This is a genomic window from Adlercreutzia wanghongyangiae (assembly GCF_035989245.1).
Lineage (GTDB): Bacteria > Actinomycetota > Coriobacteriia > Coriobacteriales > Eggerthellaceae > Adlercreutzia > Adlercreutzia wanghongyangiae.
On record NZ_JAYMFF010000018.1, the window covers coordinates 37,322 to 63,999 of the forward strand.

The window sequence follows — 26,678 nt, forward strand, 5'->3', positions numbered from 1 at the left end:
CTATATAAGCCTCACGGAGGCGCTGCGCATGGCGCAGCAGCCCATGTTCACGGCTACGGGCAAAGCGGCGATGTGGCAGGGGGCCGTCTCCAGGTGCACCGCGAGCGCGGTGGGCGCGCCGCCCAGGGCCGCCGGCCCGATGCCGAGGGCGTTCACCTCGGCGAGCAGCTCCTCCTCGAAGGCGGCCGCCTCGGCGCTGGCCGCGGCGCTTCCCACTTCGCGCAACAGCGCGTGCTTGGCGAGGCCGGCCACCTTGTCGAAGGTGGCGCCCACGCCCAGGCCGATGACGAGCGGCGGGCAGGCGTTGGCCGCCTTCTCGCGCACGCAATCGAGCACGACCTGGCGCACGCCGGCCGCACCCGCCCCCGGCGGCAGCATGACCACGCGGGAGGCGTTGTCCGAGCCTCCGCCTTTCAGCAGCACGTGCAGGGTTGCCCCCGCGCCGGGCACGAGCTTCAGTTCGCAGAAGGCCGGCGTGTTGTCGCCGGTGTTCGCGCGGTCGAACAGGGCGTCGCGCACAAGCGACATGCGCAGCCGCCCGTCGGTGTAGGCGCGGGCCACGGCGTCGTCCACACTGCTGAAGATGTTGCCGGGCACGGCCAGCTGCTCGCCGACTTCCAAGCACACCCATACGCTGCCGGTGTCCTGGCAGAGCGGTACGCCATCAGCTTCGGCGATGCGCGCGTTCTCCAGAATGCGGTCGAGCACCCCGGCGGCCCGGCTTGCGGGCTCGGTTTGGGCGCGGGCGCCTTCCACGGCGCGGCGGAAATCGGGCCGCAGCGTGACGGCGCTGTGGCGGATGGCGCTATAGACTGCCTCGGTGACGACTTGCGCGTTGAGCTCTTGGGTCACGGGGTTCCTCCTATTTTGCTATCAGCGTCGGCGCGGCCTTCATTGGAGGTGTGCCGCTGGCTGATTTCCCAACTGCTGCTGATTATTGTCGGCGAAATTGCGTTTGTTAGGCTCAAAAGTGCGCGAAAAAGGAAAAACGGAGGGGAAATTCGCCGAAATGGGCTCTTTGACGGCCAAATGAATCGATTCAGGGGCGTTGGGAATTCGCCCAATGCTAACAAACGCAATTTGAATGGCAGAATCTCAAAGAAATTGGGCAACGGCATCAGGCTTTGAGCGAGGGTGTGGGTTGGATGGGAGACGTGACGGCGTGCATCGACTTCGTGGCCCGCTTGTGCGTGTAGCTTGTGCGCAATGGCTCCGAGCGGGGCCCGTTGGGGTACAATAGGCAGGTTACCGAGGAGATTCGTTCTAAGGATTTGGAACCTATGGATATCGCCGCCGAAGCGCTTGCGAAGCATGCGGAATGGAAGGGCAAGATCGCCTTCGACCCGAAGATGGACATTGCCACGCGCCACGACTTGGCCGTGGCCTACACGCCCGGCGTGGCCGAGCCCTGCAAGGTGATCGCCCAGAACCCGGAGGCGGCCTACGACTACACCCTGAAGGGCAACACCGTGGCCGTGGTGTCCGATGGCAGCGCGGTGCTGGGTTTGGGCAACATCGGTCCCGAGGCCGCCATGCCGGTCATGGAGGGCAAGGCCGTGCTGTTCAAGCAGTTCGGCGGTGTGGACGCCTTCCCCATCTGCCTGGACACCCAGGATGTCGACGAGATCGTCGAGACGGTCATCCGCATCGCCCCGGCTTTCGGCGGCATCAACCTGGAGGACATCGCCGCCCCCCGCTGCTTCGAAATAGAGGCGCGCTTGAACGACGCGCTGGACATCCCCGTCTTCCATGACGACCAGCACGGCACCGCCATCGTGGTGCTGTCGGGGCTCATCAACGCCCTGCGCCTGACGGGCAAGAGCGCCGCCGACGTGCGCGTGGTGGTGAACGGCGCGGGCTCGGCGGGCATCGCCATTGCCAAGCTCATGCTGGCCTACGGCTTCGCGAACGTGACCATGTGCGACCGCTTCGGCATCGTGAGCTCGGCCTATGAGGGCCTGAACGACGCCCAGCGCGCCATGCTGGCGGTGACGAACCTGGACGATAGGCAGGGTACGTTGGCCGACGCCATGACCGGTGCCGACATCGTGGTGGGCGTGTCGGCCCCCGGGGTCATCACCGGCGAGATGGTGGCCTCCATGGCCGACGATGCCATCGTGTTCGCCATGGCCAACCCCACTCCCGAGATTTTTCCCGACGAGGCGAAGGCCGCCGGCGCGCGTGTGGTGGGCACGGGCCGTTCGGATTTCCCGAACCAGGTGAACAACGTCATCGCCTTCCCGGGCATTTTCAAGGGAGCCCTTGAGGCCCGTGCCGAGCGCATTACCGAGCCCATGAAGCTGGCCGCCGCCCAGGCGCTGGCCGACCTGGTGTCCGATGAGGAGCTGGCCGAGGACTTCATCATGCCCGACCCCTTCGACGCGCGGGTGGCCGACGCCGTGGCCGCCGCCGTGCGCGCCTGCGCCGAGGCCGAGCGCGCGGAGGACTAGCCGTGCCGCAGGCTCTCTCGGACAATCAGCGCGGGCTGTTCGTCACCTTCGAAGGTGGCGACGGCGCGGGGAAATCGACCCAGATCCGCTTTCTCGCGCGGTTCCTGGAAGATCGCGGCCGCGAGGTGCTGCGCCTGCGCGAGCCTGGCGGCACGGCTGTTGGCGAGGCCCTGCGTCGTGTGGTGCTCGATCCGGCCCACGGGGCCATGAGCGACCGGGCCGAGCTGCTCATCTACGAGGCGGCCCGGGCGCAGATCGTGGACGAGGTGATACGCCCGGCACTCGCGCGCGGCGCGGTGGTGCTGTGCGACCGTTTCTACGATTCCACGGTGGCCTACCAGGGGGCCGGGCGCGGCTTGGACGGCGCTTTCATCGATGCGGCGAACCGCTTTGCCTGCGATGGCCTGGTGCCCGATGTCACCGTGCTGCTGGTGGCCCCCGAGGCCGCGGTGCGCTCGCGCATGGGGCGTCGCGCCGGGGCCGACCGCCTGGAGCAGGCAGGCGATGCGTTCCATCGTCGAGTGGCCGAGGGCTTCGCGGCCCTGGCGGCTGCCGAGCCGGAGCGCGTGCGCACGGTGAGTTCCCAGCTGCAGCGGGTGGATACCTTCCGCGCGGTGCTGGCCGAGTTGGTCCCGGTGCTGCCCGAGGCGGCCGAGGCCCTGACCGACGGCGAGTATCTGGACGCGCTGGTGTCGCAGGTGATGGACGAGAAGCGCCGCGAGCGGGAACGTGAGCGCAAACGCAAGAACGCCCGCAAGCGCGGCCGCGGCGGCAAGGGCGCGCGCGGCGGCGGGTCCTCGAAGGGGCCCCGCGGCGGCAAAGGCGCGCGCGGTGCTGCAGACGGCAAGCGCGGTGCCGGGAAGTCCTCCAAGAGCGTCAAGAAGGGGGAGCATCGTGGCTGATTCCTTCGAAAACATATTGGGGCAGCCGAAGGTACGCGAGTTCTTGCGCGCCTCGGTGGTGTCCGAGCGTGTGACCCAGGCCTACCTGTTCGTGGGGCCGGCCGGCTCCAACAAGACCCTGGCGGCCTACGCCCTGGCCCAGGCGCTCATGTGCCCCAAAGGCCCCAAGGGGCCGCGCGGCGGCATGTGCGGCGATTGCAACCGCTGCGACCGCGTGATGCGTCGCAAGCACCCCGACGTTCGCTACTTCGCCCCGGCCGGCGCCAGCGGATATCTGGTGGAGCAGGTGCGCGAGATTGTGGCCGACACCGCCATGGCGCCTATTCAGGCCGACCGCAAGATATACATCCTCGATCGGGTGGACCAGCTGGGCGCGAGCGCTGCCAACGCCTTCCTGAAGACCTTGGAGGAACCGGCCGACGACGTGGTGCTCATCTTGCTCGCCCGCACGCGCGAGGCCGTGCTGCCCACCATCGTGTCGCGGTGCCAGGTGGTGCCCTTTCGGCATATTCCGGCGTCCGAGGCTGCCGGTATCGTATCCCAGAACACCGGTGTGCGCGCCGAGGCCGCCCGCGCCGCCATCGAGGCCTGCGGCGGCTCCATCACCGGGGCCGTGGCCTTCCTTCAGGCGCCCGACAATGAGCGACTGGCGTTCCGCACGCGGCTGTTCGAGTCGCTGGCGCGCCTGGACTGCGCCGACGATTGGGATGTGATCGAGATGGCCCGCGGCATCGTGGAGGCCTCGAAGGCCCCGCTGGATGCCGTGCGCGCCTCCCAGGAGGCCGAGCTGGCCGAGAACGCCGACTTTCTGGCGAAGTCGGCCATTCGCCAGATTGAGGCCCGCAACAAGCGCCAGCTGTCGGCCAAGACCACCGAGTACCTGCGCCAGACCACCTCGCTCGTGCGGTCGTGGCTGCGCGACGGCCTGATGGTGGCCGCCGGCGCCCCCGATCTGGTTATCAACCGCGATATCGCGGAAACGCTGACGGCGCGGTTTTCCGGAGCCGATGCGGCCCGCCTGTCCCGCGCCGTGGCGAAGGTGGACGACTGCGAGCAGGCCCTTGCCTATAATGTATCCCCAGAAACGTGCATCGATGCGTTGCTGTTCGACGTAAGAGAGGTTTTACATGGTTCGGGTAGCACCGATTAACTTGACCTTCAATCCCCGCACGCTGTGGTTCGATCCCGGCGACTTGGAGATTGCGAAAGACGATCCCGTGGTGGTGCGCACCGCCCGCGGCACCGAGTTCGGCATTGCCGCCAGCGAGGTGATCGAGGTGTCGGAAGAGCAGGTGCGCGCCTTGAAGAGCGCCCTGCGCCCCGTGGAGCGCATCGCCACCGAGGAGGATGTGGAGCGCGCCCGCGAGATGGAGGAGAAGTCCCGCGAGGCGCTGCCCGTCTTCAAGGAGATGGCGCGCGAGGCCCACGAGGACATGCACCCCGTGTCGGTGGAGTTTCTGCTGGACGGCGACAAGGCCGTGTTCTACTTCGAGGCCGAGGAGCGCATCGACTTCCGCGAGCTGGTGCGCAAGCTGGCGAGCCGCTTCCACGTGCGCATCGACATGCGCCAGATCGGCGTGCGCGACGAGGCGCGCATGGTGGGAGGCGTGGGCCACTGCGGCCAGGAGCTGTGCTGCAAGCGTTTGGGCGGCGAGTTCTGCCCGGTGTCCATCCGCATGGCCAAGGAGCAGGGGCTGTCGCTGAACCCGCAGAAGATCTCGGGTCTGTGCGGGCGCCTCATGTGCTGTTTGCGCTACGAGTTCGATGCCTACAAGGACTTCAAGGGCCGCGCGCCCAAGCTGAACGGCACGGTGACCACGCCGGCCGGTCCGGCCAAGGTGGTCGATCACGACGTGCCCCGCGAGATCGTGTCGCTGAAGGTGGAGGGCGAGAAGCCCGTGAAGGTGCCCCTGGCCGATTTCGACCCGGCCCCCGAGGGCGCGGCGCGCCCCAACACGGTGGGCGAGGAGGCCTGGGAGCGGGCCACCACCGAGCACGGCGCGCTGCCGGGCGAGTCGCTCATCTTCTCCACGAGCCAGTTCACCGGCTCGGACAAGCTGGCCGAGGGCGCGAAGGTGCGCCATACCGGTGGCGGCCGCAAGGCCGGCGAGGGCCGTCGGTCGAAGGGATCGTCGTCCGACCGCGGGCGCTCCAAGCGCTCGGGCGGCCGCGGCGATCAGGCCGCCGCTCCGGCCGCGCCCCCGCGCAAGCGCCGCCGCTCCACGAAGCTTTCCGCCGGCGATGACGGGCACGGTTTGGAACGCGTGTCCACCTCGCGCGACGAGAGCGCCGGCGACACGACGGCCCCCAAGCCGCGGCGCAGCCGCCGGTCGAAGGACGGCGCCTCCCGCGGCGGCGAGCAGGGTGCGTGCGGATCGCAGGGGCAGAGCCGCTCCAAGGACGGCAAGGGCGCGGGCGCGAAGGGCGCATCGGGGACCGGTGCCGGCAAGCCGCGCGGCGGTGCGCGTCCGGGGCAGAAGTCGTCGGGCCTGGCCGCCGGCCGTCCCGACCGCGCCGAGGGCGGCGCCCCCGCGAACAAGGACGGCGAGGCCCCGCGCAAGCCCCGGCGGCGTCGGCGCAGCCGCAAGCCCAAGGGCGACGGCGGAGGCACGGGCGGCGGTCAGCCGACCGCCCAGGGAGGAGCCGAGTAGATGAACGTGGACTACGCGCTTTTAACCGATCTGTACCAGATCACCATGGCCCAGGGCTACTGGGATGCGGGCAAGACCGACGAGGAGGCCTGCTTCACCATGTACTTCCGCGACTACCCCTTCAAAGGGGGCTACGCGGTGGCCTGCGGTATGGCCCAGCTGGCCGATCTGGTGGACCAGTTCCGCTTCAGCGACGAGGACATCGCCTATCTGGCCGGCCTTCAGGCACCGGGCGGCGGCCCGCTGTTCGACGCGCGCTTTCTGGACTACCTGCGCGATCTGCGCCTGACCGTCGATATCGACGCGGTGCCCGAGGGCACCATCGTGTTTCCCCACGAGCCCATCGTGCGCGTGACGGGTCCCATCATGCAATGCCAGCTCATCGAGACGGCGCTTTTGAACATGGTGAACTTTCAGACGCTCATCGCCACCAAGGCGGCGCGCGTGGTGCGGGCGGCTAAGGGGCGTCCCGTGGCCGAGTTCGGCCTGCGCCGTGCCCAGGGCCTAGGAGGGGTGTGGGCGAGCCGCGCGGCGGTGGTGGGCGGCTGCGCCTCCACTTCCGACGTGCTGGCCGGGCGCCTGTTCGACATTCCCGTGTCGGGCACCCACGCCCACTCCTGGGTGATGTCCTTCGACGACGAGCTGACGGCCTTCCGCGAGTACGCGCGCGTCTTCCCGAACAACTGCGTGCTTCTGGTGGACACCTACGATGTAGAGCGGGGCATCGAGAACGCTATCACCGTGGGGCTGGAGATGCGCGAGCGCGGCGAGCGGCTCGCGGGCATTCGCATCGACTCGGGCGACCTGTCGTGGCTTTCCAAGATGGCCCGGCGGATGCTGGATGCGGCGGGGCTTTCCGACTGCGGCATCGTGCTGTCGAACGATCTGGACGAGTACACCATCCAATCGATGCTGGACGAGGGGGCCGAGGTGGCCTCGTTCGGCGTGGGCACCAAGCTGGCGAGCGCCTACGACCAGCCCACCCTGGGCGGTGTGTACAAGCTGGCCGCCGTGCGCTCGGCCGCCAACGCGCCCTGGGAGATGCGCCTGAAGATATCCGAGTCGGCCGCGAAGCTGACCACCCCCGGCGTGCTGGATGTGCGCCGCTACTACCACGCGGACGGTCGGGTAGCCGGCGACATGGTGTTCGACGTGAACTTCCAGCCCGACGGACGCGAGGTGATTGTGGACCCCATGGACGATCTGCGCCAGAAGAAGCTGGCGGGCCTGCGCTTCGAGACGCTGCTGGCGCCGCTATCTCGTGGCGGGCGCGTGGTGCTGGAGCCTCAGTTCCGCAACGCCATGGCCGCCCGCGAGCGCGCGTTTGCCGGATTGGATACGCTGGACGAAACCCAGCTGCGCATGCTGAACCCCCACACCTACCCCGTTGGTTTGGAGTTGGGGCTGAACGACCGTCGCCGGGCCCTGGTGGCCGAGCTGCGCGGCATCGTGTAGAACCTGCGGGTGCCGGGCACGTGGCCGTGCGGCCGGTGCCGGCGTTTCCGTGCGAGGACGGCGCCGAGCCGTCGGAAAGGGGCTTTCATGGCCAACTGTCATCTGATTATCGACTCGTGCTGCGATCTGCCCGCGCGGCTCGTGCAGCGCGAGGGGGTCACGCTGATGAAGTTCCCCTACATGATGGACGGGGGCACCTTCGAGGACGATCTGTTCGAGAGCGCCTCGGCGGAGGACTTCTACAACGCCATGCGCAAGGGCTCCGAGCCGAGCACCGCGCAAGTGGCGCTGCAGACGCTGACCGAGACGTTCACCGCGGCGGCCCAGCAAGGCACGCCCTGCGTGTATCTGGCGTTCTCGAGCGGGCTTTCCGCCACCTTCGACGCGGCCTGCGTGGTGCGCGACCAGGTGCTGGCCGCGTATCCCGATTTCGAGTTCTACCTGGTTGACACGCACCTTGCCAGCGTGGCCGAGGGCCTTTTGGTGTACGGGGCGCTGGAGCAGCTGGAGAAGGGCATGAGCGCCGCCGAGCTGGCCGCCTGGGCCGAGGAGGCCCGCTGCTTCGTGAACGAGGAGTTCATGGTGGACGACCTGGGCGCCCTGCGCCGGGGCGGCCGCATTCCGGCTTCGGTGGCCGTGGCGGGCGCGGCGCTGGATGTGAAGCCGCTGCTCGTCATCGGCGAGGACGGCAAGCTGGCGCTGACCGGCGTGGCTCGCGGCCGCAAGAAGGGCATCAAGCAGCTGGTGGAGTACTACAAGAAGAACGTGGATCCGGCCGGTCCCACCCATGCGGCCGTCATCGGCCACGCCGACTGCCCCAAGGACGCGGCGCGCTTGAAGGAGGCCCTGCTGAAGGAGGACCCGAACCTGCTCGTGCTGGAATGCAGCATCGGCCCGGTTATCGGCAGCCATGTGGGGCCCGAAATGCTGGCCGTGGTGTTCTGGGGCCACGACAAGCGCGACAACCTATCGGTGGCCGACCGCATCGCCCGCAAGGTGAAGGGAGAGAAGTAATGGCGACCTCATACGCCTACGTGGGTGCGCCCACGTTCATCGCCGCGGTGGAGGGGCGCCTGGCCGATGCCGGCTTCGTGCGCGCGTCCGATGCTACCTCGGCCGATATCGTGATCACCTTCTGCACGTCGGCCTCGGCGTTGGAGGACCTGTATTTCGGCGACGACGGCCTGGTGACCAGCGTGGCACCGGGCTGCACGTTGGTAGACCTGTCGGCCACCACGCCGAACTTCGCCCGCGAGATAAACGCCGTGGCCACGGTGAACGACCTGGTGATGGTGGAGGCCCCGCTCACGGTGCGCTCGCTGGTGGCACCCGAGGCCTTCTGTCGCGAGAACCTTCTGGGGCCGGTGGCCTCCGAGTCGGAACTGACTGCTGAGGTGCGTGCCCTGTTGGGTGCCATCTTCGGCGAGGTGGTGGAAGTGGGCGCTCCCGGGCGCGCCCAGCTGATGCGCAACACGCGCACGCTGCCCTTGGCGGCGGCGCTGGTGAGCGCCATCGAGGCCGTGGCCCTGGACGATGCGGCGGCCCGCTCGGTGGGTGCTTTGGATGCCGACCAGATGCCGCTTTTCAGCCCGGTGAGCGCCGATCCGGTGGTGCAGGCCGTGCGTCAGGAACGCTTTACGGGCGCCTATACGGCCGAGATGCTTCTGGCCGAGCTTTCGGCGGCGCTGATGGCCGCCGACGACGCCGAGGTGATTCTGCCGGGCGTGGAGGCCACGATGCACCTGCTGGAGCTTTTGGCGGTTATCGGCGGCGCCGACATGGCCCCGGCAGCGTTGGCGCTGGTGTACCGCGACGAGGAGGCGGGCGCGGCGGCCGGGCTCGACTGGACCCGTGCCGAGCAGGCCTACGGCGGTGGCCATCATCACGATCACGACCACGACGACGATGACGACTGGGGTGGCTACGACGATGCCGACTGGAACGACCCGTCGGACTACGATGGCTTCGACTTCTCTGCCAACTAGCTGCGAGTCCTCGGGGCCGGGGGTGCGGGATACCTTGATTCGCTCAAACAGTCCTCGCTCTGCGGGAATGTCCGCTGGACATTCCCGTTCGCTGCGGAACTCGCTCGGTCAAGGCATCCCGCACCCCCTCTATGTATTGCCGTTTCCTTTGTGCGCGATGTTGCGAACGGCCTGTGATTCCGGTGAATAGTAAAGAAGAATGCAGCCTGTGTCCCCGGCGGTGCGGGGCGGATCGGGCGGCGGGGGAGCGCGGGGTGTGCGGAGCCGACGATCGTCTGATGGTGGCCCGGGCGGCCCTGCATTTCTGGGAGGAGCCGCCGATTTCCGGCGAGGACGGCAGCGGCACCATCTTCTTCGCCGGCTGCCCCCTGCGTTGCGTGTACTGCCAGAACGCCGATATCGCCCTCGGCGAGCATGCCCGCGAGATCACCGTGGAGCGCCTCGCTGCTATCATGGGCGAGCTTCAGGCGGCCGGTGCCCTGAACATCAACTGCGTGACGCCCACCCACTACGCGCCGCAGATTCGCGCGGCCGTAGCGGCAGCTCGGGCGGCGGGCATGGCGTTGCCGGTGCTGTGGAACACGGGCGGCTACGAGACCGTGGAGGCCGTGCGGGGGAATGCCGGCACGGTGGATGCCTATCTGACCGACTTCAAGTATGCCGACGCAGCCCTTGCGCGGCGCTACTCCCATGCGCCCGACTACCCCGCAGAGGCTCTGGCGGCCCTGGAGGCCATGGTTCAGGCGGTTGGCGAGCCGCGCTACGACACTTATCGCGGCCAGGAGCGCCTGGTGTCCGGTGTCGTGGTGCGCCACCTGATGCTGCCCGGCGCGTTGGAGGACTCGAAGGCCGTGGTGCGCCTGGTGCACGAGCGTTTCGGCAATGCGGTGCGCCTCTCGCTTATGAACCAGTACACGCCTGTGCTGGCCTCGGCGGCTGAGGCGGGGAATTCCCGGGCGGCCGCGGCGCTTGCGGCATGCCCCGAGCTGGCGTGCACGGTGCCCGACGCTGCGTACGAGGAGCTGCTTGATTTCGCCGATGCGCTGGGCGTGGAGGACTACTTCTGGCAAGAGGGTGGCGCCGCTGTCGAGAGCTTCATTCCCTCCTTCGACTTTACGGGAGTGTAGGCACCGCCGGCCCCGTGCCGGCTCGGTCGTCTCGCTGGGCTTCGTGTCCGGCCGATTATCGGGCTCGGGGCGCGTCGCCCTGCTCCACGAGGTTAATGAGCTCTTGGTGGGAATGTACGCCCAGTTTGGCGTAAATGTGACTTACGTGGGTCTTTACCGTGTTGTAGGACACTACGAGCTCTTCCTCGATGAACCGTACATTGCGCCCACGTGCCAGGTATCCGAACACTTCGGCCTCCCGCGCCGTGAGGCCGCAGGCTTCGCTCATTTCCCGGCAGCGCTCCTCGAGCGAGAACGTCTCTCCCGAGGGCGATTCCAAAACGATGGACGGTCGGAGGGGCTCCAAGTTGCGGATAGTGCCGGAAAAGCTGAACCCTCGCTGGACGATGACGACGTAAGCGATGATGGCGAACAACGCCAGGACGATGGCTCCTGAAGAAGCGGCAGGGTTAACGCTGGAAAGATTGGCGATGCGCCCCAGATTCGCTCCGATGAGCGTTCCCCACGAGCTCATGGCCGCGCCCCAGGCAAGAATGGGCAGGGCACTGGGATGGTTGCGCGATGCCAGGGCGATAAGCACGTAGTACATCAGGATCTCGAACAGGCCGGTGCCGCAGGCGAGCAGCGTGTTCGAGAGATCGCCGCGATCGGCGAAGACCGGCAGTGCGGAAGGGGCTATGAACAGGAGGAGCAGCCCTGCCGAGGAGCATAAGATGGATGCCTGGAACAGGGTGTCGGGCGACAGCGCAGTCGTCTTGAAGCAGGCGACGCCTACGAGCAACACGAGCGGAATGAGGGCGCCCAGGGCCAGGAGCGGTGTTGCCTCCACCTCGCCGAAGCGGAAGGTGAACCCGCAGAGCATGCGGAAAGCGAGCAGTGTCGCGAACAGCTGGTGGGAGAAGGGCAGGAACGACGAGGGCGAGGTGAGCGCGAGATTGGCGGCGCTTTCCTGGCTTGATGCCGCGTCGAGCACGGGACGTGCCCTGCGGTTGGCAAGCAGGATGGTTGCGAGGGGCAGAAGACAGAGCAGGATCATGTTCGAAACGGTTGGCAGGGTGGCGAAGACGCTGCGAAACGCAAACGAGAGTACGTAGGCGACGCTCACGCCGAGGCACAGTTTCTTCATGCCCATGTCGAGGCAGCCGAGGCAACCGACTATCTCGGCGATGCTCAGTCCGATGGTTATGGCCGATGCGCCCGCGATGAGTACCGGGGGAGCCGCGAGGGCGAGACCGATGGCCATGAGAAGGGCGCCCACTCCGAGGGATGCGATGCCGGCAACAACAAGGGCGCGTCCCGTAAACGGCTTTGGCTTCCAGTAAGAGACGATAGCCACCGCCGTGAGCGTGGCTCCGCCGAGGATCGCGCTGAGCTCGCGGGTCCAGGCGAAAACCGGATCGAAGAGGGGAAAGGCGCTGGAGTTGAGCAGCCAGTTGCTGGCGAAGATGGACGCGAAGATGAGAATGCGCAACACGAACAGATCGATGCGGTCGTTTTCGCGCTCGTTCACAGTTCCCCCTCCCTGTGCTCCCTTTTTCGCGCAGCGGTCGGTGCGGCGCCGAACCATTTTACCAATATGAGGCCTTGAGCGGGGAGAAGATGAGGAAATCACCCGAGTTGTATGAGGTGTTTCGCCTGGGTGATATGACGTGTTTTTCAGCTCTCGTGTCTAAGATTGCCCTTGTCGGCCATCGCCGGTGGGGCGGTGGGGGCAACGAAAATCCACGAGGAAGGGGATATCATGATGAACGAGTCTTTGGCTATGAGCCGACGCGCCTTTTTCGGCTTGGGCGCCGCTGCAGCGGTTGCGGGGGCGGCTTGCGCAGGATGCGCGCCGAGCGCCTCGCCGGTTGCAGAGGAACTGTCGGATACGGGCGCTCAGGATGCATGGCTGGGCGAGGAGCCCCCGATTGCCGATGAGGATGTTGTCGAGGTGATCGAGACCGACGTGCTTGTGTGCGGCGCGGGAACCTCGGGTCTGTTTGCCGCGTGCGCGGCGGCCGAGAACGGTGCTCGCGTGGTTTGCCTGGAGAAGGGCAGTATCGGCGGCGGCGTGCGCGACAACCTGGGTTCGCTCAACAGTCGCCTGCAACGGGAGGCTGGCTGCGAGATCGATGAGAACGAGATATGCAATGACCTCATGCGCTACGCCACCGGCTATGTGAACCCGAAGCTTTACCATATCTGGGCGCAGAACTCTGGCGAGGCGGTCGACTGGTATCAGGACCGTGTGGAGGAAGCTGGCTTCCAGCTGTTCTTCGAGGCAGCCAATAACGCCACTCCGACGTACTTCAAGCATTGGGCAACGGGACATATTCCCAGTTGGCCGGCTGATGCGGAGAGCTCTGGCCTGACCGATGTGGTGAACGGGAAGATTGTTCTGGGCGATTACGCGACGTCCCAGGGCGTGGAATTTCTCTTCAGCACGCCTATGGTGAAGCTGGTTGTGGAAGACGGCGCCGTCAAGGGTGCGTTTGCCAAGGGTCCCGAGGGTTATGTGAAGGTGCTGGCATCCAAGGGAACGGTGGTGTGCACCGGCGGCTATGCCCATAACGAGGAGATGCTGGAGGCGCTGCAGCCGCAAACAATGCGCAAGTATGCCGCCAACATCGCGGTGCCTGGTACGACGGGCGACGGCATCAAGGCGTGCCTGTGGGCCGGTGCGCGCATGGATGATGTGCACACGGCCATGGTGTTCGACCGTGTTGCGATCAAGCCCGACCAGGTGCAGAGCTACGATGCGCAGGGCGAGTTGTTCTGGATGGGGTCGAATCCCTGGCTGAAGGTGAACCTGAACGGGGAGCGCTTCATTAACGAATCGTCCCCGTACGACTACGTTCTCAACGCCGCCCTGAGCCAGCCGCACAACACCTTCGTCAATATTTGGGATTCCGACTACGAGCGCTATATCGAGCAGTTTGACGTGCATGGCTGCGCCCGCTTCCTGCCGTTCGAGAATGGCGCGCCGACCAATATCACCCTGGAGACGGTGATCGGCATGAACGAGGCGTTGCTGGAGGACGGGTTCATCGTGAAGGCCGATACCATCGAGGAGTTGGCGGAAGGCCTGGGCATTCCGGCCGAGAACTTGAAGAAGACGGTGGAGCGCCAAAACGAGAACTACGATAACCAGGTGGACCCCGACTTTGGCAAGGAGGCCTTCCGCCTCTCGCCGATTCGCAAGGCTCCTTTCTATGGCGTGCGCACGTCGGGCTATATGCTCTGCACGCTGGACGGCATCACTATCAACGAGCAGTTCCAGGCCCTGAACGAGGCGTGCGAGCCTATTGAAGGGCTCTACGTGGCGGGTGTGGATTCGGGTTCCTACTATGCCGGCACCTACCCGAATATGTCCACGGGCAATTGCTGCGGCCGCTCGATCACCTTCGCGCGCATGATCGGCAAGGCTCTCGCGGCCAAATAGCCGGGCTTCTTCGCCCTCCCTCTTGCAGGCGCCCCGTCGTCCTCCCCGGCGGGGCGCCTCGCTGTGCAGGGGTGGAAATATGTGCGGAGGATGCTCGGCCGGCAAGAGGGTCGCGGTGCGCCGCATGGGCCGGGCGAAGGGAGATGACTGTGAGGGGGGGACGGCCGTCGGTTTCCGTTGACCGCTGGGTGAACAAACGAGGCCGCGGGGGTTTCCGGGGGTTCCATGGTGTAGCATGGGCGGAAACTTTCGCCCGCGCGCCGGTGCGGGCGGGCCTGATGTTCGAGAGGAGACGTTGTGGTCAAGATCGTCACCGATTCCGTCGCTTCCATTCCCGCCGAGGTGGTGCGGGCGCGCGACATCGAAGTGGTGTCGCTGTACGTGAGCCGCGAGGGGCGCGAGTATCGTGAGGCCGATATGGACGTGGAGGCCTTTTACGAGGATATTGCAGACATGATCGATAATCCACCCACTTCGAGTCAGCCCTCTCAGCATGCGTTGGAAACGATATTCGAGCGCGCCGCCGAGGCCCGCGACGAGGTGCTGGGCGTGTTCATGTCGTCGAAGATGTCGGGTACGTTCGAGGGGGCCGTGCGCGCTGCCCGGGCTGTGAAGGAACGCTTCGGGCACTTCCATTGCACGCTGGTGGATTCCACTTCGAATTGCGGCGACGAGATGTTCGCCGTGCTGGATGCTGCCGATGCGCGCGATGCGGGGGCCACGCTGGGGGAATGCGCCCGGGCGGTCACCGATGCCGTGGCGTCGTCGCGCTTCATCTTCGCGCCGGAGAGCCTGGCGTTTTTGAAGGCCGGGGGCCGCATCGGGGGCGCCTCGGCGCTGCTCGGCGGCCTGTTGCAGATATCGCCCGTGCTGACCGTGGCCGATTGGGAAACGGCGACGCTCGCCAAAGTGCGCACGTGGAAGAAGACGCTGGCGCGCATGGTGGACACCTTCAAGGACGATATCGACGCTTGCGGGCTGAAACGCGTGGTGGTGCACTACATCGGCTCGGCGGCACCCGCCCTGGCCTGGGCCCGCGATGCGGTGGAACCGGTGGCGGGACGCGCGGTGGAGGTGTTGCCCGTGAGCCCGGTCATCGGCGTGCATGTGGGACCGGCTCTGGGACTGGCCTATGAGTGCGAGCGCCCCGTGCCCGGCAAACTGACGGCCTCGGCAAGCGAGCTGGTGTTCAGTTTGTAACTCGGCGTGGGCTGGGGAGCCTGCGGGCGGCCGCCTGCGCTCAACGCGCTGTCGCACGCAGGGCGGCGGGGGATTCCTGCAGTTCGGTGAGGTTCTTCCAGAAACGCTTCGGCATGAACTGGCGGCGTAGCTCGGGGTTGTAGCGAGCGTCGATGGACACGCTGCGGTAGAAGGTGCGCCAGGCTTCGGCGTACAGGGCCTCGTCGGTGCTGTCGCGGGGAAGGGCGCGCTGCAAGTCGCCGTTGCCGTGAGTGCTCACCAGATACCACTCGCCCCCGTCGTAGACGCCGGCCAGCTCGTGCACCTCGTCGTAGATGATGAAGGGCGCGTCGCCCATGCGCTCTACAAAGTGCGCCATGATAAGCGGCACCACCGAGGCCTTCGGGTTCACGCGCGCAAACCACAGGTCGGCCCCATCGCCGCGCAGGTGCTGGAAGCGCGCGAACTGGCGCATATGCTCGCATTCCTGGCTCACGGCGCGCGCGATGCGGAAGAGGTGCTCCACGGCCGGATGCGTGATGTCCGAGAAGGCGCGCCCGCGTTGCTTGGGGCAGGGGCCCACGCCGCCGCGGCCCTTGCAGGAGAGGCGCTTGCGGCACTGATCGCAGCGGCGGCGCTTCTGCTCGTCCATGGCGTAGCGCACGAAACGAAAGACCGCGGTGCCCGCATCCGGGTCGTCCGCGCAGGCGGCGCGCTTTACGGCCAGCGCGGCCGCCCAGCCGCAGGTTCGCTTCACGCCGCGCAGCACGCGCTCGGCTTTGGCTGGGTCGGTCTCGATGGCGGCCACGCGCTGCCCGAGACGCGGCTGCAGGCGCGCCTCGGGAGCCACGTCGGTGGGCTTCTCGTGCCGCTCGTACGAGACGAAGACGGCGGTGAGCAACCCTTCCAAGGAGCCGTCGTAGGCGTAGGCTACCTCGCTGTAGATTTCGGGAGCTGCGGAGCGCGGCTGGGCGGCGGTTGTCTTCGAGGAGGCCATGGGCTTCCCTATGCCACCGAGCGGAGTGCCGCGCCGCTCGGGGTTGCCTGCGTTCCTTCCAGGGCCTTGCGCTGGGCGGCGAAGGCCGCATCGAGCGCCGCACGGTTCGCCGGCGTTGCCTCGGGCAATACGGGCGGCTCCTCAACCGATTCGAAGAGGCTCATCTGCCCGGCCATTGCCTTGTCGGCGCGGCGTCCGTGGCGTCCACCCTGGATGGGGGCCGCCAGGCGCGCGTGCAGGGCATCGCGCGAGAAGTCGATGCCGGAGCCTCCCCAGGCACCGTTCATGGTGATGAAATAGCGCGCTCGCTTGTATGCGATGCCGAGGCGGCGCAACTCCGCCTCGCCGAGCGTGGACTGGCGGCGCGCGCGGCAGATGAGCTTCGCCCCGCGCACGCCGATGCCGGGCACCCGCAACAGTGCCTCCAGAGGCGCGGTGTTTACCTCTACGGGGAAGAAGTCCAGGTGGTTCAAGGCCCAGTTCGCCTTCGGGTCTACGTCTGGTTCCAGGAAAGGGTGTTCCTCGTCGATGATCTCCTCGACGCTGAAACCGTAGAAGCGCATGAGCCAGTCGGCCTGGTACAGGCGGTGCTCGCGGTTCAGCTGCACGGCATCGGTGGCGGGCAGGAGGGGATGGGCCACCGCGGGCAAATACGCGCTGAAGAAGACGCGCTTGAGCGACAGCTGCTGGTAGAGCGCCGCCGAGAGGTTCAGAATTTGGTGATCGCTCTCGGGCGTGGCGCCGATGATCATCTGGGTGGACTGGCCGGCCGGTGCGAAGGCCTGGGTCTTGCGGGCGATCTTCTTCGTTTGGTACACCGTGGTGCGCTTCTTCGCCAGCGACCGGGATTCCGCATCCTCGGCGATGGAATCGTGGATGTGTCGCATGGGGGCCAGGATGGAGCGGCGCGACTTGCCGGGGGCCAGCAGCCCCAGGCTCTGCCCGCTCGGCAGTTCCATGTTCACCGAGAGGCGATCGGCCAGCCGCCCCAGCGCGTCGATGAGCTCGACGGAGGTGCCGGGAATGGCCTTGGCGTGGATGTAGCCGCGAAAGCCGTATTCTTCGCGCAGGATGCGCAGGGCCTCCACCATGAGCTCGGTGGTGGCATCGGCGCTGCCCGCCACGCCCGACGACAGGAAAAGCCCCTCGATGTAGTTGCGCCGGTAGAAGCCGATGGTGAGGTCGGCCAGCTCGCGCGGGGTGAAGGCCGCCCGGCGCATGGCAGCGTTGCTGGCCCGGTTCACGCAGTAGCAGCAGTCGTGGACGCAGATGTTGGTCATGAGCACCTTCAGCAGCGTGACGCAGCGCCCGTCGGGGGTGAACGAGTGGCAGCAGCCGGCCTGCTGCGCTGCCCCCAGCTGCCCCTTCTTCCCGTCGCGTTGAACGCCCGAGGAGGTGCAGGCCACGTCGTACTTCGCTGCATCGGCGAGCACTTCCAGCTTCTCGATGACGTTCACCGCTGCCCCTCCGTTTCAGATTCGCATGAGCACACTTGTTCGCCCGAATGAATGTACGCTATACTACCCGAATATATGTTCGCGTGTCAATGGGGTCGTGCAGATCGTGCATCGAATTAAAAGACCAGTTCAGATCAATTTGCAAAAGTAGAAAAAGTTTGCAAAAGTAGAAAAAGTTTGCAAAAGTAGAAAAAGTTTGCAAAACTTCAGGTAGATAGTTGCTGCTCGAAGGGATAACTGTGCAGGCAAACAATCCGTTTACGCCGACGTTCGGCATTATTCCGCCGTTTATGGCGGGTCGAGAAGAACTTGTGGAGGAGCTCTCCGCAGCTTTCGCCCATGGCCTGGGGGACCCAAACTTGTGCACCATCGTGTCGGGCGCTCGCGGGACGGGAAAGACGGCGCTCCTCTCTTTTATGGGGGAGGAGGCGTCTTCTCAGGGATGGATTTGCGCGAATACGACTGCGGCAGAGGGCATGTTGGAAGATATATTACAGCAGGCCGAGAGCGGTGCCTGGGAGTTTATCGAGTCGCTGGAGCGCAAGCACTTGAGCGGCATCACGCTTGGTCAGTTCGTAGGGTTGGAATGGGAGAACGCTTCGGGCGATCCGGGGAATTGGCGCACTCGTATGAATCGCCTCCTCGATCAGCTCGGCGAGAAGGGCATCGGTCTTCTCATCACAGTCGATGAGGTGAAGGCGACGGTTCCGGAGATGAAGCAGCTTGCTCGCGTGTACCAGCATTTCGTCCGCGAAGGGCGAAACGTCGCTTTGCTCATGGCGGGCCTTCCCCATAGCGTTTCCGGGCTGCTGAACGACGAGGACGTGTCCTTCCTGCGCCGCGCCCGCAAGCATTCGCTGGCGCGCATTCCCGATCGCGAGATTCGCGGGGCGGTGGCGCTTACGGTGGAGCAGTCGGGCCGAACCATTGACGGGGCCGGGCTCGATGTTGCCGTCGAGGCGATTGACGGGTTCCCCTATATGATGCAGCTCGTGGGATATTATATGTGGGCCCAGCATCCCGGCGAGCGCGAGATAAGCGCGCAAGACGTCGCCCGGGGCGTGTCGCGCGCGCAAAAGGAGATGATCGAGGGCATCCTCGAGTACACCTTCCGCGATCTTTCCAAAGGCGACCTGCGTTTTCTCGTGGCGATGCTTCCCGATCAGAAGATGAGCGCCATGGCCGATGTGGCCCGGCGCATGGGCGTGAAGAGCAACTACGCCTCCCAATACCGCCGCCGTTTGCTCGAGCAGGGAATCATCGGGGAGCCGCAACGCGGTTACTTGCGATTCGACATGCCCGGCTTCCGCGACTATCTTGCAACCCGCGTCGAAGAGGGCGATCTTGCGTAGGCGCTGACGCGTTTGCCTGAAGTACTGCTTTGTCTGCGAGGTCGTCTCCGGTCCCGTTACCGCAGACGGCGCCTGCTACGGCGGCGCCGTGGAGCTAGCGCGCAGGGGGCCACTACGATGGCGTGCGGTAGGCGCGGTATCTTCCGGGTCCATTTCGCCGGCTCTGCGGAAACGGGTGGGGGAATCGGGTATCATGTTCCCCATGGAAAATATGAGGGCGGACCTCATGGGACGAAAGGGCGGCCATGGAAGCTTACAAGCGCGAGTTCATTGAGTTCATGGTGGAAAGCGACGTGCTGAAGTTCGGCGACTTCACGCTGAAGAGCGGGCGCAAATCGCCGTTCTTCATGAACGCGGGCGCGTACGTGACCGGCGAGCAGCTGCATCGGCTGGGTCTGTACTACGCCCAGGCCATCAACGACAACTTCGGGCTCGATTTCGACGTGGTGTTCGGGCCGGCCTACAAGGGCATCCCGCTGGCGGTGGTCACGGCCATGGCGCTTGAGGAGCTCTATGGCAAAAAGGTGAAGTACTGCTGCAACCGCAAGGAAGTGAAGGACCACGGCGCCGACGCGGGCAACCTGCTGGGTGCCGAGCTGCACGATGGCGACAAGGTCATCATGGTGGAGGACGTGACCACCTCGGGCAAATCCATCGACGAGACCTACCCTATCCTGAAGACGGCGGCCGATGTGGACGTGCGCGGGCTCATCGTGTCTTTGAATCGCATGGAGGTGGGAAAGGGCGGCGTCACCACGGCCCAGAAGGAGATTCAGGCGAAGTACGGTTTCCCGGTGGCCTCCATCGTGTCCATGGCCGAGGTGAAGGAGTGCCTGCACAACCATGAGGTAGCCGGGCGCGTGGTCATCGACGACGACATCGCGGCGGCCATCGACGCCTACTACGAGCAGTGGGGCGCTAAGGAGTAGCCGCTGTGGGGCGATCCCGTAGGGGGAGCGCTTCGGCGGAGGCGGCTTCGTAGGGGAGGGCCTCAGCGGAGGCAGCTTCGTAGGGGAGGGCTTCAGCGGAGGCAGCTTCGTAGGGGAGGGCTTTAGCCCTTCCGCTGGCCGGCAGCCGTGTGCGAGAAGGGCGGGCTGAAGCCCGCCCCTACGAGAGCTGTGGGAGTTGTGGGCGCTGCAGGCGCGCGGGGGCCGCTCCTACAGATTCCGGGAGGCGCCTCTGCGGGGTCTTTGGGGTTATTCGCCTTTTGTTTTCATTTGTCCCGTTTTCGGGCAGGGGAACGTGTAGAATAACTGATCATTGCCGGCGTGGCTCAACGGTAGAGCAACTGATTTGTAATCAGTGGGTTGCGGGTTCGATTCCTGTCGCCGGCTCCACGAATGCAAGCGGATCGGGAACGTCCCGGTCCGCTTTCTCGTTGTTGGGGCGAATACGCAGAAGACGCTTGCGGCGGTCGTGCTAGAATGGCTGGCGAACTATGAAGGGAAGGATTTCGAGTACCCATGGCAACCTACATCGCCCACTACCAGTCGCCGAAGGGGTCCTACGACCGCGAGCGGGGACTGTTCGAGTTCGAGAGTGACGCGCGGGCCGGCACGAAGGCCAATGCCCACGATGCGCGTTTGCGCATGCTGGAGCTGTTCGGCGCGGGCGCGGTGTCGTGGACCATTGAGAAGGTGGAGCGCAAGGGCGCCGGCCCTGCCGACAAGCAGGAGAAGATCACCGACGGCCAGCTGGCGCTCGATTTCCGTCCGCCCAAGCCCGAGCGCAAGCGGAAGCATTCGAAAGGATACTGGTGATATGAAGAAGAAGCATGTGAAGTTTCTGAAGCAACTGCTGGAGACGCCCTCGCCCACCGGATTCGAGGAGCCGGCAGCCGCGCTCGTGCGCGATCGTCTGGCCGATGTGGCCGACGAGATTGCCACCGACACCATGGGATCGGTGCGCGCGGTGCTGGCCGGCGCCGACGAGGGCGCCCCCTCGCTCATGCTGGCGGCCCATATGGATGAGATCGGCCTCATGGTTACTTACATTTCCGACGAAGGCTTCCTGTCGGTAGCCTCTCTCGGTGGCGTGGATGCGGCCATTCTGCCCGGCATGCGCGTGGACGTGCACACGGCCTCGGGCGTGCTGCGCGGCGTGGTGGGCCGCAAGCCCATTCACCTCATCGAACCCGACGAGCGCAAGAGCGTCACGCCGCTTTCGGGTCTGGTGATCGATCTGGGCATGAAGCCCAAGCGCGTGAAAAAGCTTGTGCAGGTGGGCGATCCCATCACCTTCGGTGTGGGTTTCGAGCGCTTCGGCGACGGCATGGCCGTATCGAAGTGCTTCGACGATAAGTGCGGCGTGTGGATCGCCTGCCGCGTGATGGAGGAGCTGGCCCAGGTGGGCGGCGCTCCGGGCGACTTCATCGCGGTGGCCACCACCCAGGAGGAGATCGGCACCCGCGGCGCGCAGACCTCCGCCCATGCCGTGAACCCGGACGTGGCCCTGGCCTTCGACGTGACTCACGCCACCGACTACCCGGGCATCGATAAGACCAAGTACGGCAAGATCGTCTGCGGAGCGGGCCCGGTCATCGCCCGCGGCCCGAATATCAACCCCATCGTGTTCGAGCGTTTGGTGGCGGCGGCCGAGGCCGAGGGCATTCCGTACCAGCTGGAAGCCGAGCCTTCCGTGACTGGTACCGACGCCCGCGCCATTCAGGTGGCTCGTGACGGCATTCCCACGGGACTCGTCTCGGTGCCGCTGCGCTATATGCACACGCCCACCGAGGTGGTGTGCCTGGCCGACCTGCAGGCCACCGTGCGCCTCATCGTGCGCTTTGCCCGCGACCTTACCCCCGACGTGAGCTTCGTGCCCGGCCTGGGCGATCGGGCGGCCGGCGTGCCGGTTGAGGAGGCGTAGGAGACGTGCCCAAGCGCGACGAGAAGCCCATCGCGAAGAATCGCCGGGCCTTTCACGACTACGAGATTCTGGAAACCTACGAGGCGGGCATCGAGCTGACGGGCACTGAGGTGCGCTCGCTGCGTGAGAACAACTGCCAGCTCACCGACTGCTTTGCGCTTATCCGCGATGGCCAGGTGTGGCTGAACAACGTGCACATTCCGCCGTATTCCAACGGCAGCATCTTCAACCCCGACCCCGATCGCAAGCGGCGGCTGCTGCTGCACAAGAAGCAGATTCGCTATCTGGACGCGAAGGTAGCCGAGAAGGGGCTTGCCATCGTCCCGCTGAAGATGTACTTCAACACCGACGGCCGCGTGAAAGTGGAACTGGCGCTGGCCCGCGGCAAGAAGCTCTACGACAAGCGCGCCTCCATGAAGGAGCGGGATGCGAAACGCGAGATCGACCGCGCCATGAAAGAGCGTTCACGTTAGGGAAACGAAAGCGCCGCCCCGCCGCCGCGAACGCCGATGGGTGGCATCATGAAACGGCAGCGGGCGCCTGGCGGCTCGCTGAAGGACGGACACGACAAAAGGAGCGCCACCATGGGTCTGGACGAAGAACTTGAGAGCATGGAAGATCTCGGCGAGACCGATGCCGAGTGGACCGACCAGGAAACCGAGCTTGAGGACGTCGAGGGCGACGAGGACGAGATCTTCGGCGAGGATGCCGCGGAAAGCGACGTGGAGCACGCCTACGACAGCTTCATGACCGAGGGCGAGACCGATTACGACGGCTGGGACGCCGAAGAGGTGGAAGAGGCCGTGGAGGCCGACGAGGAGGCCGACATCCTGCATTCCGAGGGCTATCACATCGAGGATGAGCCCGAGGAGGAGAGCGAGATCATCGAGATGGAGATCGAGGACGGCGACGTGCATGCCGTCATCGTGGACGAGTTCGACAACGAGATCGGCTTCGTGCTTCTGGACGAGGACGGCAACGAGGTGGAGTACTACTACGTCGACGAGGACAACGACAACGACGGCGTGCGCGTGGAGCGCACCTCCGACGGCGACGAGTTCGACTTGGGCATCAGCCGCGAGGGTGTGGCGGCGGCCACCAAGGACGTGAACGCCATCTACAAGGACGGTATGGCCGTGGCCTCGGAGCTGAAGGGCACCTTCGACGAGATCGCCGATTCCCTCAGCTTCCTGAAGAAGAAAAAGTAACGGCGACGCGTCGCTGTCAAATCGGCAACCAAGGACGCGTGCGAGCGCGCGGGCAACGGTGCGAGACTACCATGGACGGGAGCGATCGGGTTGATCGCTCCCGTTTTCGTTTCCGAGACTTAGGAGCTGAATATGTGCACAGGAGTCCGCTTCTCAGATGCCAAGGGCAATATGTACCTGGGCCGCAACCTCGATTGGTGCGAGTCCTACGGCGAGAAGGTCGTCGTCATGCCGCGCGGGGCGCGTATTCCGTCGCCTTTCCTCGGCACCATCGAGCCGAAGCACGCCTGCATCGGCACGGCCATCGTGGTGAACGGCGCTCCCTGCTATTACGACTGCGGCAACGAGGTGGGGCTGGCGGTGGCGGGCCTGAACTTCCCGGGCTATGCCTCTTTCGCCGAGGGTCCGGCCGACGGCGCGGTGAACGTGGCCGTCTACGAGTTTCCGATGTGGGTGGCCTCGCAGTTCGAGACCGTCGCCCAGGTGCGCGAGGCGCTGAAGAACGTGACGCTGGTGGCCAAGGCGCCCAGCGACGGCTACGCCGTGGCCCAGCTGCACTGGATCATCGGCGACGCCAAGGAGTCCATCGTCGTGGAGTGCCAGGCCGACGGCATGCACGTGTACGACGACGGCCTGGACGTGCTGACCAACCAGCCGCCTTTCCCGTGGCATGCCGAGAACGTGCGTAACTACATGCACGTGAGCAACGAGCATCCCGAGCCCGTGACCTGGACCCGCGACACGCTGAAGGCCTTCGGCACCGGCGCCGGCATGGCGGGTTTCCCGGGCGGCTACGACCCGGCCAGCCGCTTCGTGCGCGCCGCCTACCTGAACGCCAACTACCCTGCCGAGGAGGGCGAGGCCGCGAACGTGACGCGTCTGTTCCGCACCTTGGAGGGCTGCTCGATGTGCAAGGGCGGCGGCAAGATGGCCGACGGCCGCTACGAGTACACCATGTTCAGCGACTGCTACTCGGCCGCCACGCGCACCTACTACTGGTGCACCTACGACGAGCCCGCGCGCCACAGCGCGTGTTTGGACGACTACGATCTGGGTGCCAGCGAGCTGACGGTTATTCCCCAGTAGGGCCAGCTTGGGCGGTCGTCCCTTGACAGGCGCGGTGCGGCCGCTACAATGGACGAACCCTTAAGGGGGCGACTGGTTTCGACATGGTAAGTCCGAAACGAGGAGCAGGTCGTGGTCTCCTCGCCACGTTAAACAGGGGTAACGTCAAGTTAATTGGCAAAAACACTTCTAAGACCGGCTACTACATGCCGGCCGCCATGGCTGCCTAACAGCAGTTCTGGTGATCGCCGAACCCGGTGTTTCCCCGAACCGGGCAAGGCGTCAACTTAAGGGGAATGCCCCGCGGCACGTAGCCGGTATGGCTGCGGGAAAGATTGAACCGACTAGGAGCGGCCACGTTGGTTGGCGAACCGATCCGCTCCGAACCCCGATCGCCAACTAAGCTTGTAGAGCCTCGTGGACGATTTAGTATGGACCGGAGTTCGATTCTCCGCGCCTCCACCAAAACGTTCGGGCCCCCGCGCCGCCGACCTGCCGGCGCGGGGGCCTTTTGCTTGCCGGGGGGGGATTGCGGCGGGCGAAAGCGCGGGTGTCGGCGGAGGGATCGGGGCTTTGGGGAATACTGCGCCCAAATCTTAAGGAAAACGGTCATATTCTGGTAAAACTCTGTCATTTGACGTAAGTTTCGTGGATGGCTCGTGGTGAATGCGCGCGGTCGTTGCCAGGGCGTGCGCTTCTGTGTGAAAGTAGCCCCATTAACCATTGAATGTCCGTGGCGGAAGCGGCGCGGTGTCGTATAATCGTCGGACGGACTGAAACGGCACGGGGGCGCGGCCTCCGTTGAGCATATCTTCGAGAGTACGACATGGCACAGAACGGTCAGGGAAAACACAGCAAGAAGCCTGCGGCCCCCTCGGGCGGGGCTCCCTCGGGTGCGGCGCGGGGCCAGGGTTCGGGCCGGGCGCCGCGTACCACGGGGGCCATGCCGCCCGTGGGCGGTGCGCCCCGAGCGACGGGTTCGATGCCGCCGGTAGGGGGCGCCCCTCGCACCACGGGTGCGATGCCTGTCGTGGGCGGCGCGCCTCGGGCGGCCGCAGCGGCGCCGGTGAGGGCCGCCGGCGGTGCGGGCTATGTGCCCTCGTACCAGATGACCCCCATTCCCCCCGAGGAGAAACGCCATCGGGGGCTGAAGATCTTCGGCATCGTCGTCGGCGCCATCGTGGGTGCTGCGGCCCTGATCTACCTGGCGGGCGTCGTCATCTTCATGGGGCGGTTCTTTCCGCACACCTCCATCATCGATATGGACATTTCGGGAAAGACCCCCGAAGAGGTACACCAGATGCTGACCGAGGTGCTGGACGACTACACCTTCAAGGTGGAGGGGCAGGGGCTGAACCTTACCCTGAGCGCCGCCGAGATGGGCATGTCTCTGGACAGCCAGTCCATCGCCGACAACCTGCTGGCGCAGATGAACCCGTGGGCGTGGCCCTACGAGGTGTTCCAAAGCCATGACGATACCGAGGACTTGGTGTCCACCTTCGAGGACACCAAGCTGGCCGACGCCATCCAGGCGGCCGTCGAGGAAGTGAACGCCAAGGGGCAGGCTCCCAAGAACGCCACGGTGGCCTACGACAGCGAGGCCAAGGAATACGTGGTGGTTCCCGAGGTGGCCGGCGACACGCTTCTGGCCGACGAGGTGCTGAAGGAAGTGACGGCGGGCACGGTGAACTTCGCGCCCAAGGTGACCTTGTCGGAGGCGGTGCTGGCCCAGCCCACGGTGACCCAGGACGATCCGTCGCTGGCCGAGGCGCGCGATGCGGCCAACAGCTACGTGAAGCGCACGGTGCAGCTGATGATGGCCGGTTCCCAGGCCCTCGCCATCGACGAGGACGCCTTGGCGAGCCATATCGCCATCGGGGAGGACCTGGCCGTCAGCTTCGATGCGGAGCCCTTGGTGGCTTGGGTGAAGGATAGCGTGAACGCCCTGGACACCGTGGGGGCCACGCGCACCTATACGCGCCCCGACGGCAAGGTGGTTACGGTGCAGGGCGGCGACTATGGCTGGATTACCAACAGCCAGGCAACGGCCGATGCCGTGCGCGAGGCGCTGACCAACGGCAACGGCGGCGCAGTGGACATCGTGATGAAGTGGTCGGCCGGTCAGCTGCCCGACGAGAACGGCCGCGATTTCGGCGCGCGCTACGTGGACGTGGACCTGACCGAGCAGCACGCGCGCCTCTACGGCGACGACGGCAGCATCATCTGGGAGAGCGATATCGTGAGCGGTCGCCCCTCCGACGGGCGCGACACGCCGCGGGGCACCTATTATCTGAAGACCAACGACGGCGCCTCCACGCTGCGCGGCTACAAGCCCGACGGCACGCCCGACTACGAGACGCCGGTGGACTACTGGATGCCCTTCAAGGGCAATTCCGTGGGCTTCCACGATGCCAAGTGGCAGCCTACTTTCGGGGGCGACTGGTACGTGGAGCACGGCAGCCACGGCTGCATCAACCTGCCGCCCGCGAAGGCCAAGGAACTGCATGATGTCATCAAGGTGGGCGACGCCGTCGTCGTGCACGACTAGGGGGAACGTC

Annotated in this window: 22 protein-coding genes, 1 tRNA gene and 1 other RNA gene; 20 read left to right on the plus strand and 4 right to left on the minus strand. The window is 65.8% G+C overall.

Annotated features, from left to right (window positions below):
• Entirely contained in the window at positions 1–852 is an 852-nt protein-coding gene (locus tag VIN30_RS09090; protein ID WP_338211013.1) for a fumarate hydratase, read from the minus strand.
• 428 nt (positions 853–1,280) lie between these two features.
• Here VIN30_RS09090 and VIN30_RS09095 point away from each other — a divergent pair, with 428 nt between their 5' ends.
• From VIN30_RS09095 to VIN30_RS09130, 8 genes are all read left to right on the plus strand, one after another.
• On the plus strand, positions 1,281–2,450 hold the full coding sequence (locus VIN30_RS09095; protein ID WP_338211015.1) for an NAD(P)-dependent malic enzyme: 1,170 nt from the start codon (positions 1,281–1,283) through the stop codon (positions 2,448–2,450).
• Positions 2,451–2,452: 2 nt separating this feature from the next.
• Positions 2,453–3,352 (plus strand): dTMP kinase, encoded by a 900-nt coding sequence (gene tmk, locus VIN30_RS09100; RefSeq protein ID WP_338211017.1) that lies wholly within the window; start codon positions 2,453–2,455, stop codon positions 3,350–3,352.
• The gene (locus VIN30_RS09105) at positions 3,345–4,502 is read left to right on the plus strand and encodes a DNA polymerase III subunit (RefSeq protein WP_338211018.1); all 1,158 of its coding nucleotides are present in this window, start codon (positions 3,345–3,347) and stop codon (positions 4,500–4,502) included. Before tmk ends, VIN30_RS09105 begins: the two co-directional genes overlap by 8 nt.
• Positions 4,480–6,003 carry a PSP1 domain-containing protein gene (locus VIN30_RS09110; protein ID WP_338211020.1) on the plus strand — a complete coding sequence of 508 codons (1,524 nt, stop codon included), beginning with the start codon at positions 4,480–4,482 and terminating at the stop codon, positions 6,001–6,003. Before VIN30_RS09105 ends, VIN30_RS09110 begins: the two co-directional genes overlap by 23 nt.
• Entirely contained in the window at positions 6,004–7,458 is a 1,455-nt protein-coding gene (locus VIN30_RS09115) for a nicotinate phosphoribosyltransferase (RefSeq protein WP_338211022.1), read from the plus strand. It begins immediately after the preceding gene.
• 87 nt (positions 7,459–7,545) lie between these two features.
• On the plus strand, positions 7,546–8,472 hold the full coding sequence (locus VIN30_RS09120; protein WP_326425860.1) for a DegV family protein: 927 nt from the start codon (positions 7,546–7,548) through the stop codon (positions 8,470–8,472).
• Positions 8,472–9,443: an NAD(P)-binding domain-containing protein gene (locus tag VIN30_RS09125; RefSeq protein ID WP_338211024.1), complete on the plus strand. Its 972-nt coding sequence runs from the start codon at positions 8,472–8,474 to the stop codon at positions 9,441–9,443. Before VIN30_RS09120 ends, VIN30_RS09125 begins: the two co-directional genes overlap by 1 nt.
• A 254-nt stretch (positions 9,444–9,697) precedes the next feature.
• Positions 9,698–10,570 carry a radical SAM protein gene (locus VIN30_RS09130; RefSeq protein WP_338211025.1) on the plus strand — a complete coding sequence of 291 codons (873 nt, stop codon included), beginning with the start codon at positions 9,698–9,700 and terminating at the stop codon, positions 10,568–10,570.
• Positions 10,571–10,625: 55 nt separating this feature from the next.
• On the opposite strand, the gene VIN30_RS09135 is transcribed toward VIN30_RS09130, so the two are convergent.
• Positions 10,626–12,080 (minus strand): helix-turn-helix transcriptional regulator, encoded by a 1,455-nt coding sequence (locus tag VIN30_RS09135; protein ID WP_338211027.1) that lies wholly within the window; start codon positions 12,078–12,080, stop codon positions 10,626–10,628.
• 231 nt (positions 12,081–12,311) lie between these two features.
• Between VIN30_RS09135 and VIN30_RS09140 the strand changes: the two genes are divergently transcribed.
• Positions 12,312–13,994 carry an FAD-dependent oxidoreductase gene (locus VIN30_RS09140; protein WP_326425852.1) on the plus strand — a complete coding sequence of 561 codons (1,683 nt, stop codon included), beginning with the start codon at positions 12,312–12,314 and terminating at the stop codon, positions 13,992–13,994.
• A gap of 297 nt (positions 13,995–14,291) precedes the next feature.
• Positions 14,292–15,194: a DegV family protein gene (locus VIN30_RS09145; RefSeq protein ID WP_338211030.1), complete on the plus strand. Its 903-nt coding sequence runs from the start codon at positions 14,292–14,294 to the stop codon at positions 15,192–15,194.
• A 40-nt stretch (positions 15,195–15,234) separates the two neighbouring features.
• Here VIN30_RS09145 and VIN30_RS09150 read toward each other — a convergent pair whose 3' ends face one another.
• Both VIN30_RS09150 and VIN30_RS09155 read right to left on the minus strand, forming a co-directional pair.
• Complete coding sequence (locus VIN30_RS09150) at positions 15,235–16,170, minus strand: TIGR03915 family putative DNA repair protein (RefSeq protein WP_338211032.1); 936 nt, start codon at positions 16,168–16,170, stop codon at positions 15,235–15,237.
• Positions 16,171–16,178: 8 nt separating this feature from the next.
• Positions 16,179–17,627, minus strand: a complete 1,449-nt coding sequence (locus tag VIN30_RS09155) for a putative DNA modification/repair radical SAM protein (RefSeq protein WP_338211034.1) — start codon at positions 17,625–17,627, stop codon at positions 16,179–16,181.
• A gap of 239 nt (positions 17,628–17,866) precedes the next feature.
• Between VIN30_RS09155 and VIN30_RS09160 the strand changes: the two genes are divergently transcribed.
• The 10 genes from VIN30_RS09160 to VIN30_RS09205 all read left to right on the plus strand — a co-directional run bounded on the left by VIN30_RS09160 (position 17,867) and on the right by VIN30_RS09205 (position 26,668).
• Positions 17,867–18,979 carry an ATP-binding protein gene (locus tag VIN30_RS09160; RefSeq protein WP_326425845.1) on the plus strand — a complete coding sequence of 371 codons (1,113 nt, stop codon included), beginning with the start codon at positions 17,867–17,869 and terminating at the stop codon, positions 18,977–18,979.
• A gap of 245 nt (positions 18,980–19,224) precedes the next feature.
• Positions 19,225–19,908, plus strand: a complete 684-nt coding sequence (gene pyrE, locus VIN30_RS09165) for an orotate phosphoribosyltransferase (RefSeq protein ID WP_338211035.1) — start codon at positions 19,225–19,227, stop codon at positions 19,906–19,908.
• A gap of 333 nt (positions 19,909–20,241) precedes the next feature.
• A tRNA-Thr gene (locus VIN30_RS09170) sits at positions 20,242–20,316 on the plus strand.
• Positions 20,317–20,442: 126 nt separating this feature from the next.
• Complete coding sequence (locus VIN30_RS09175) at positions 20,443–20,739, plus strand: hypothetical protein (RefSeq protein ID WP_326425841.1); 297 nt, start codon at positions 20,443–20,445, stop codon at positions 20,737–20,739.
• A 1-nt stretch (position 20,740) separates the two neighbouring features.
• Positions 20,741–21,847, plus strand: a complete 1,107-nt coding sequence (locus tag VIN30_RS09180; RefSeq protein ID WP_338211037.1) for a M42 family metallopeptidase — start codon at positions 20,741–20,743, stop codon at positions 21,845–21,847.
• A 5-nt stretch (positions 21,848–21,852) separates the two neighbouring features.
• Positions 21,853–22,320, plus strand: a complete 468-nt coding sequence (smpB, locus tag VIN30_RS09185; protein WP_326425838.1) for an SsrA-binding protein SmpB — start codon at positions 21,853–21,855, stop codon at positions 22,318–22,320.
• Positions 22,321–22,431: 111 nt separating this feature from the next.
• Positions 22,432–23,055, plus strand: a complete 624-nt coding sequence (locus VIN30_RS09190; RefSeq protein WP_338211040.1) for a hypothetical protein — start codon at positions 22,432–22,434, stop codon at positions 23,053–23,055.
• Positions 23,056–23,187: 132 nt separating this feature from the next.
• Positions 23,188–24,141, plus strand: coding sequence for a choloylglycine hydrolase (gene bsh / locus VIN30_RS09195; protein WP_338211042.1), 954 nt, complete (start codon positions 23,188–23,190; stop codon positions 24,139–24,141).
• Between the two features lie 64 nt (positions 24,142–24,205).
• Positions 24,206–24,585, plus strand: a transfer-messenger RNA (tmRNA) gene (ssrA, locus tag VIN30_RS09200).
• Positions 24,586–24,946: 361 nt separating this feature from the next.
• The gene (locus VIN30_RS09205) at positions 24,947–26,668 is read left to right on the plus strand and encodes a L,D-transpeptidase family protein (RefSeq protein ID WP_338211043.1); all 1,722 of its coding nucleotides are present in this window, start codon (positions 24,947–24,949) and stop codon (positions 26,666–26,668) included.
• Positions 26,669–26,678: the final 10 nt, after the last annotated feature.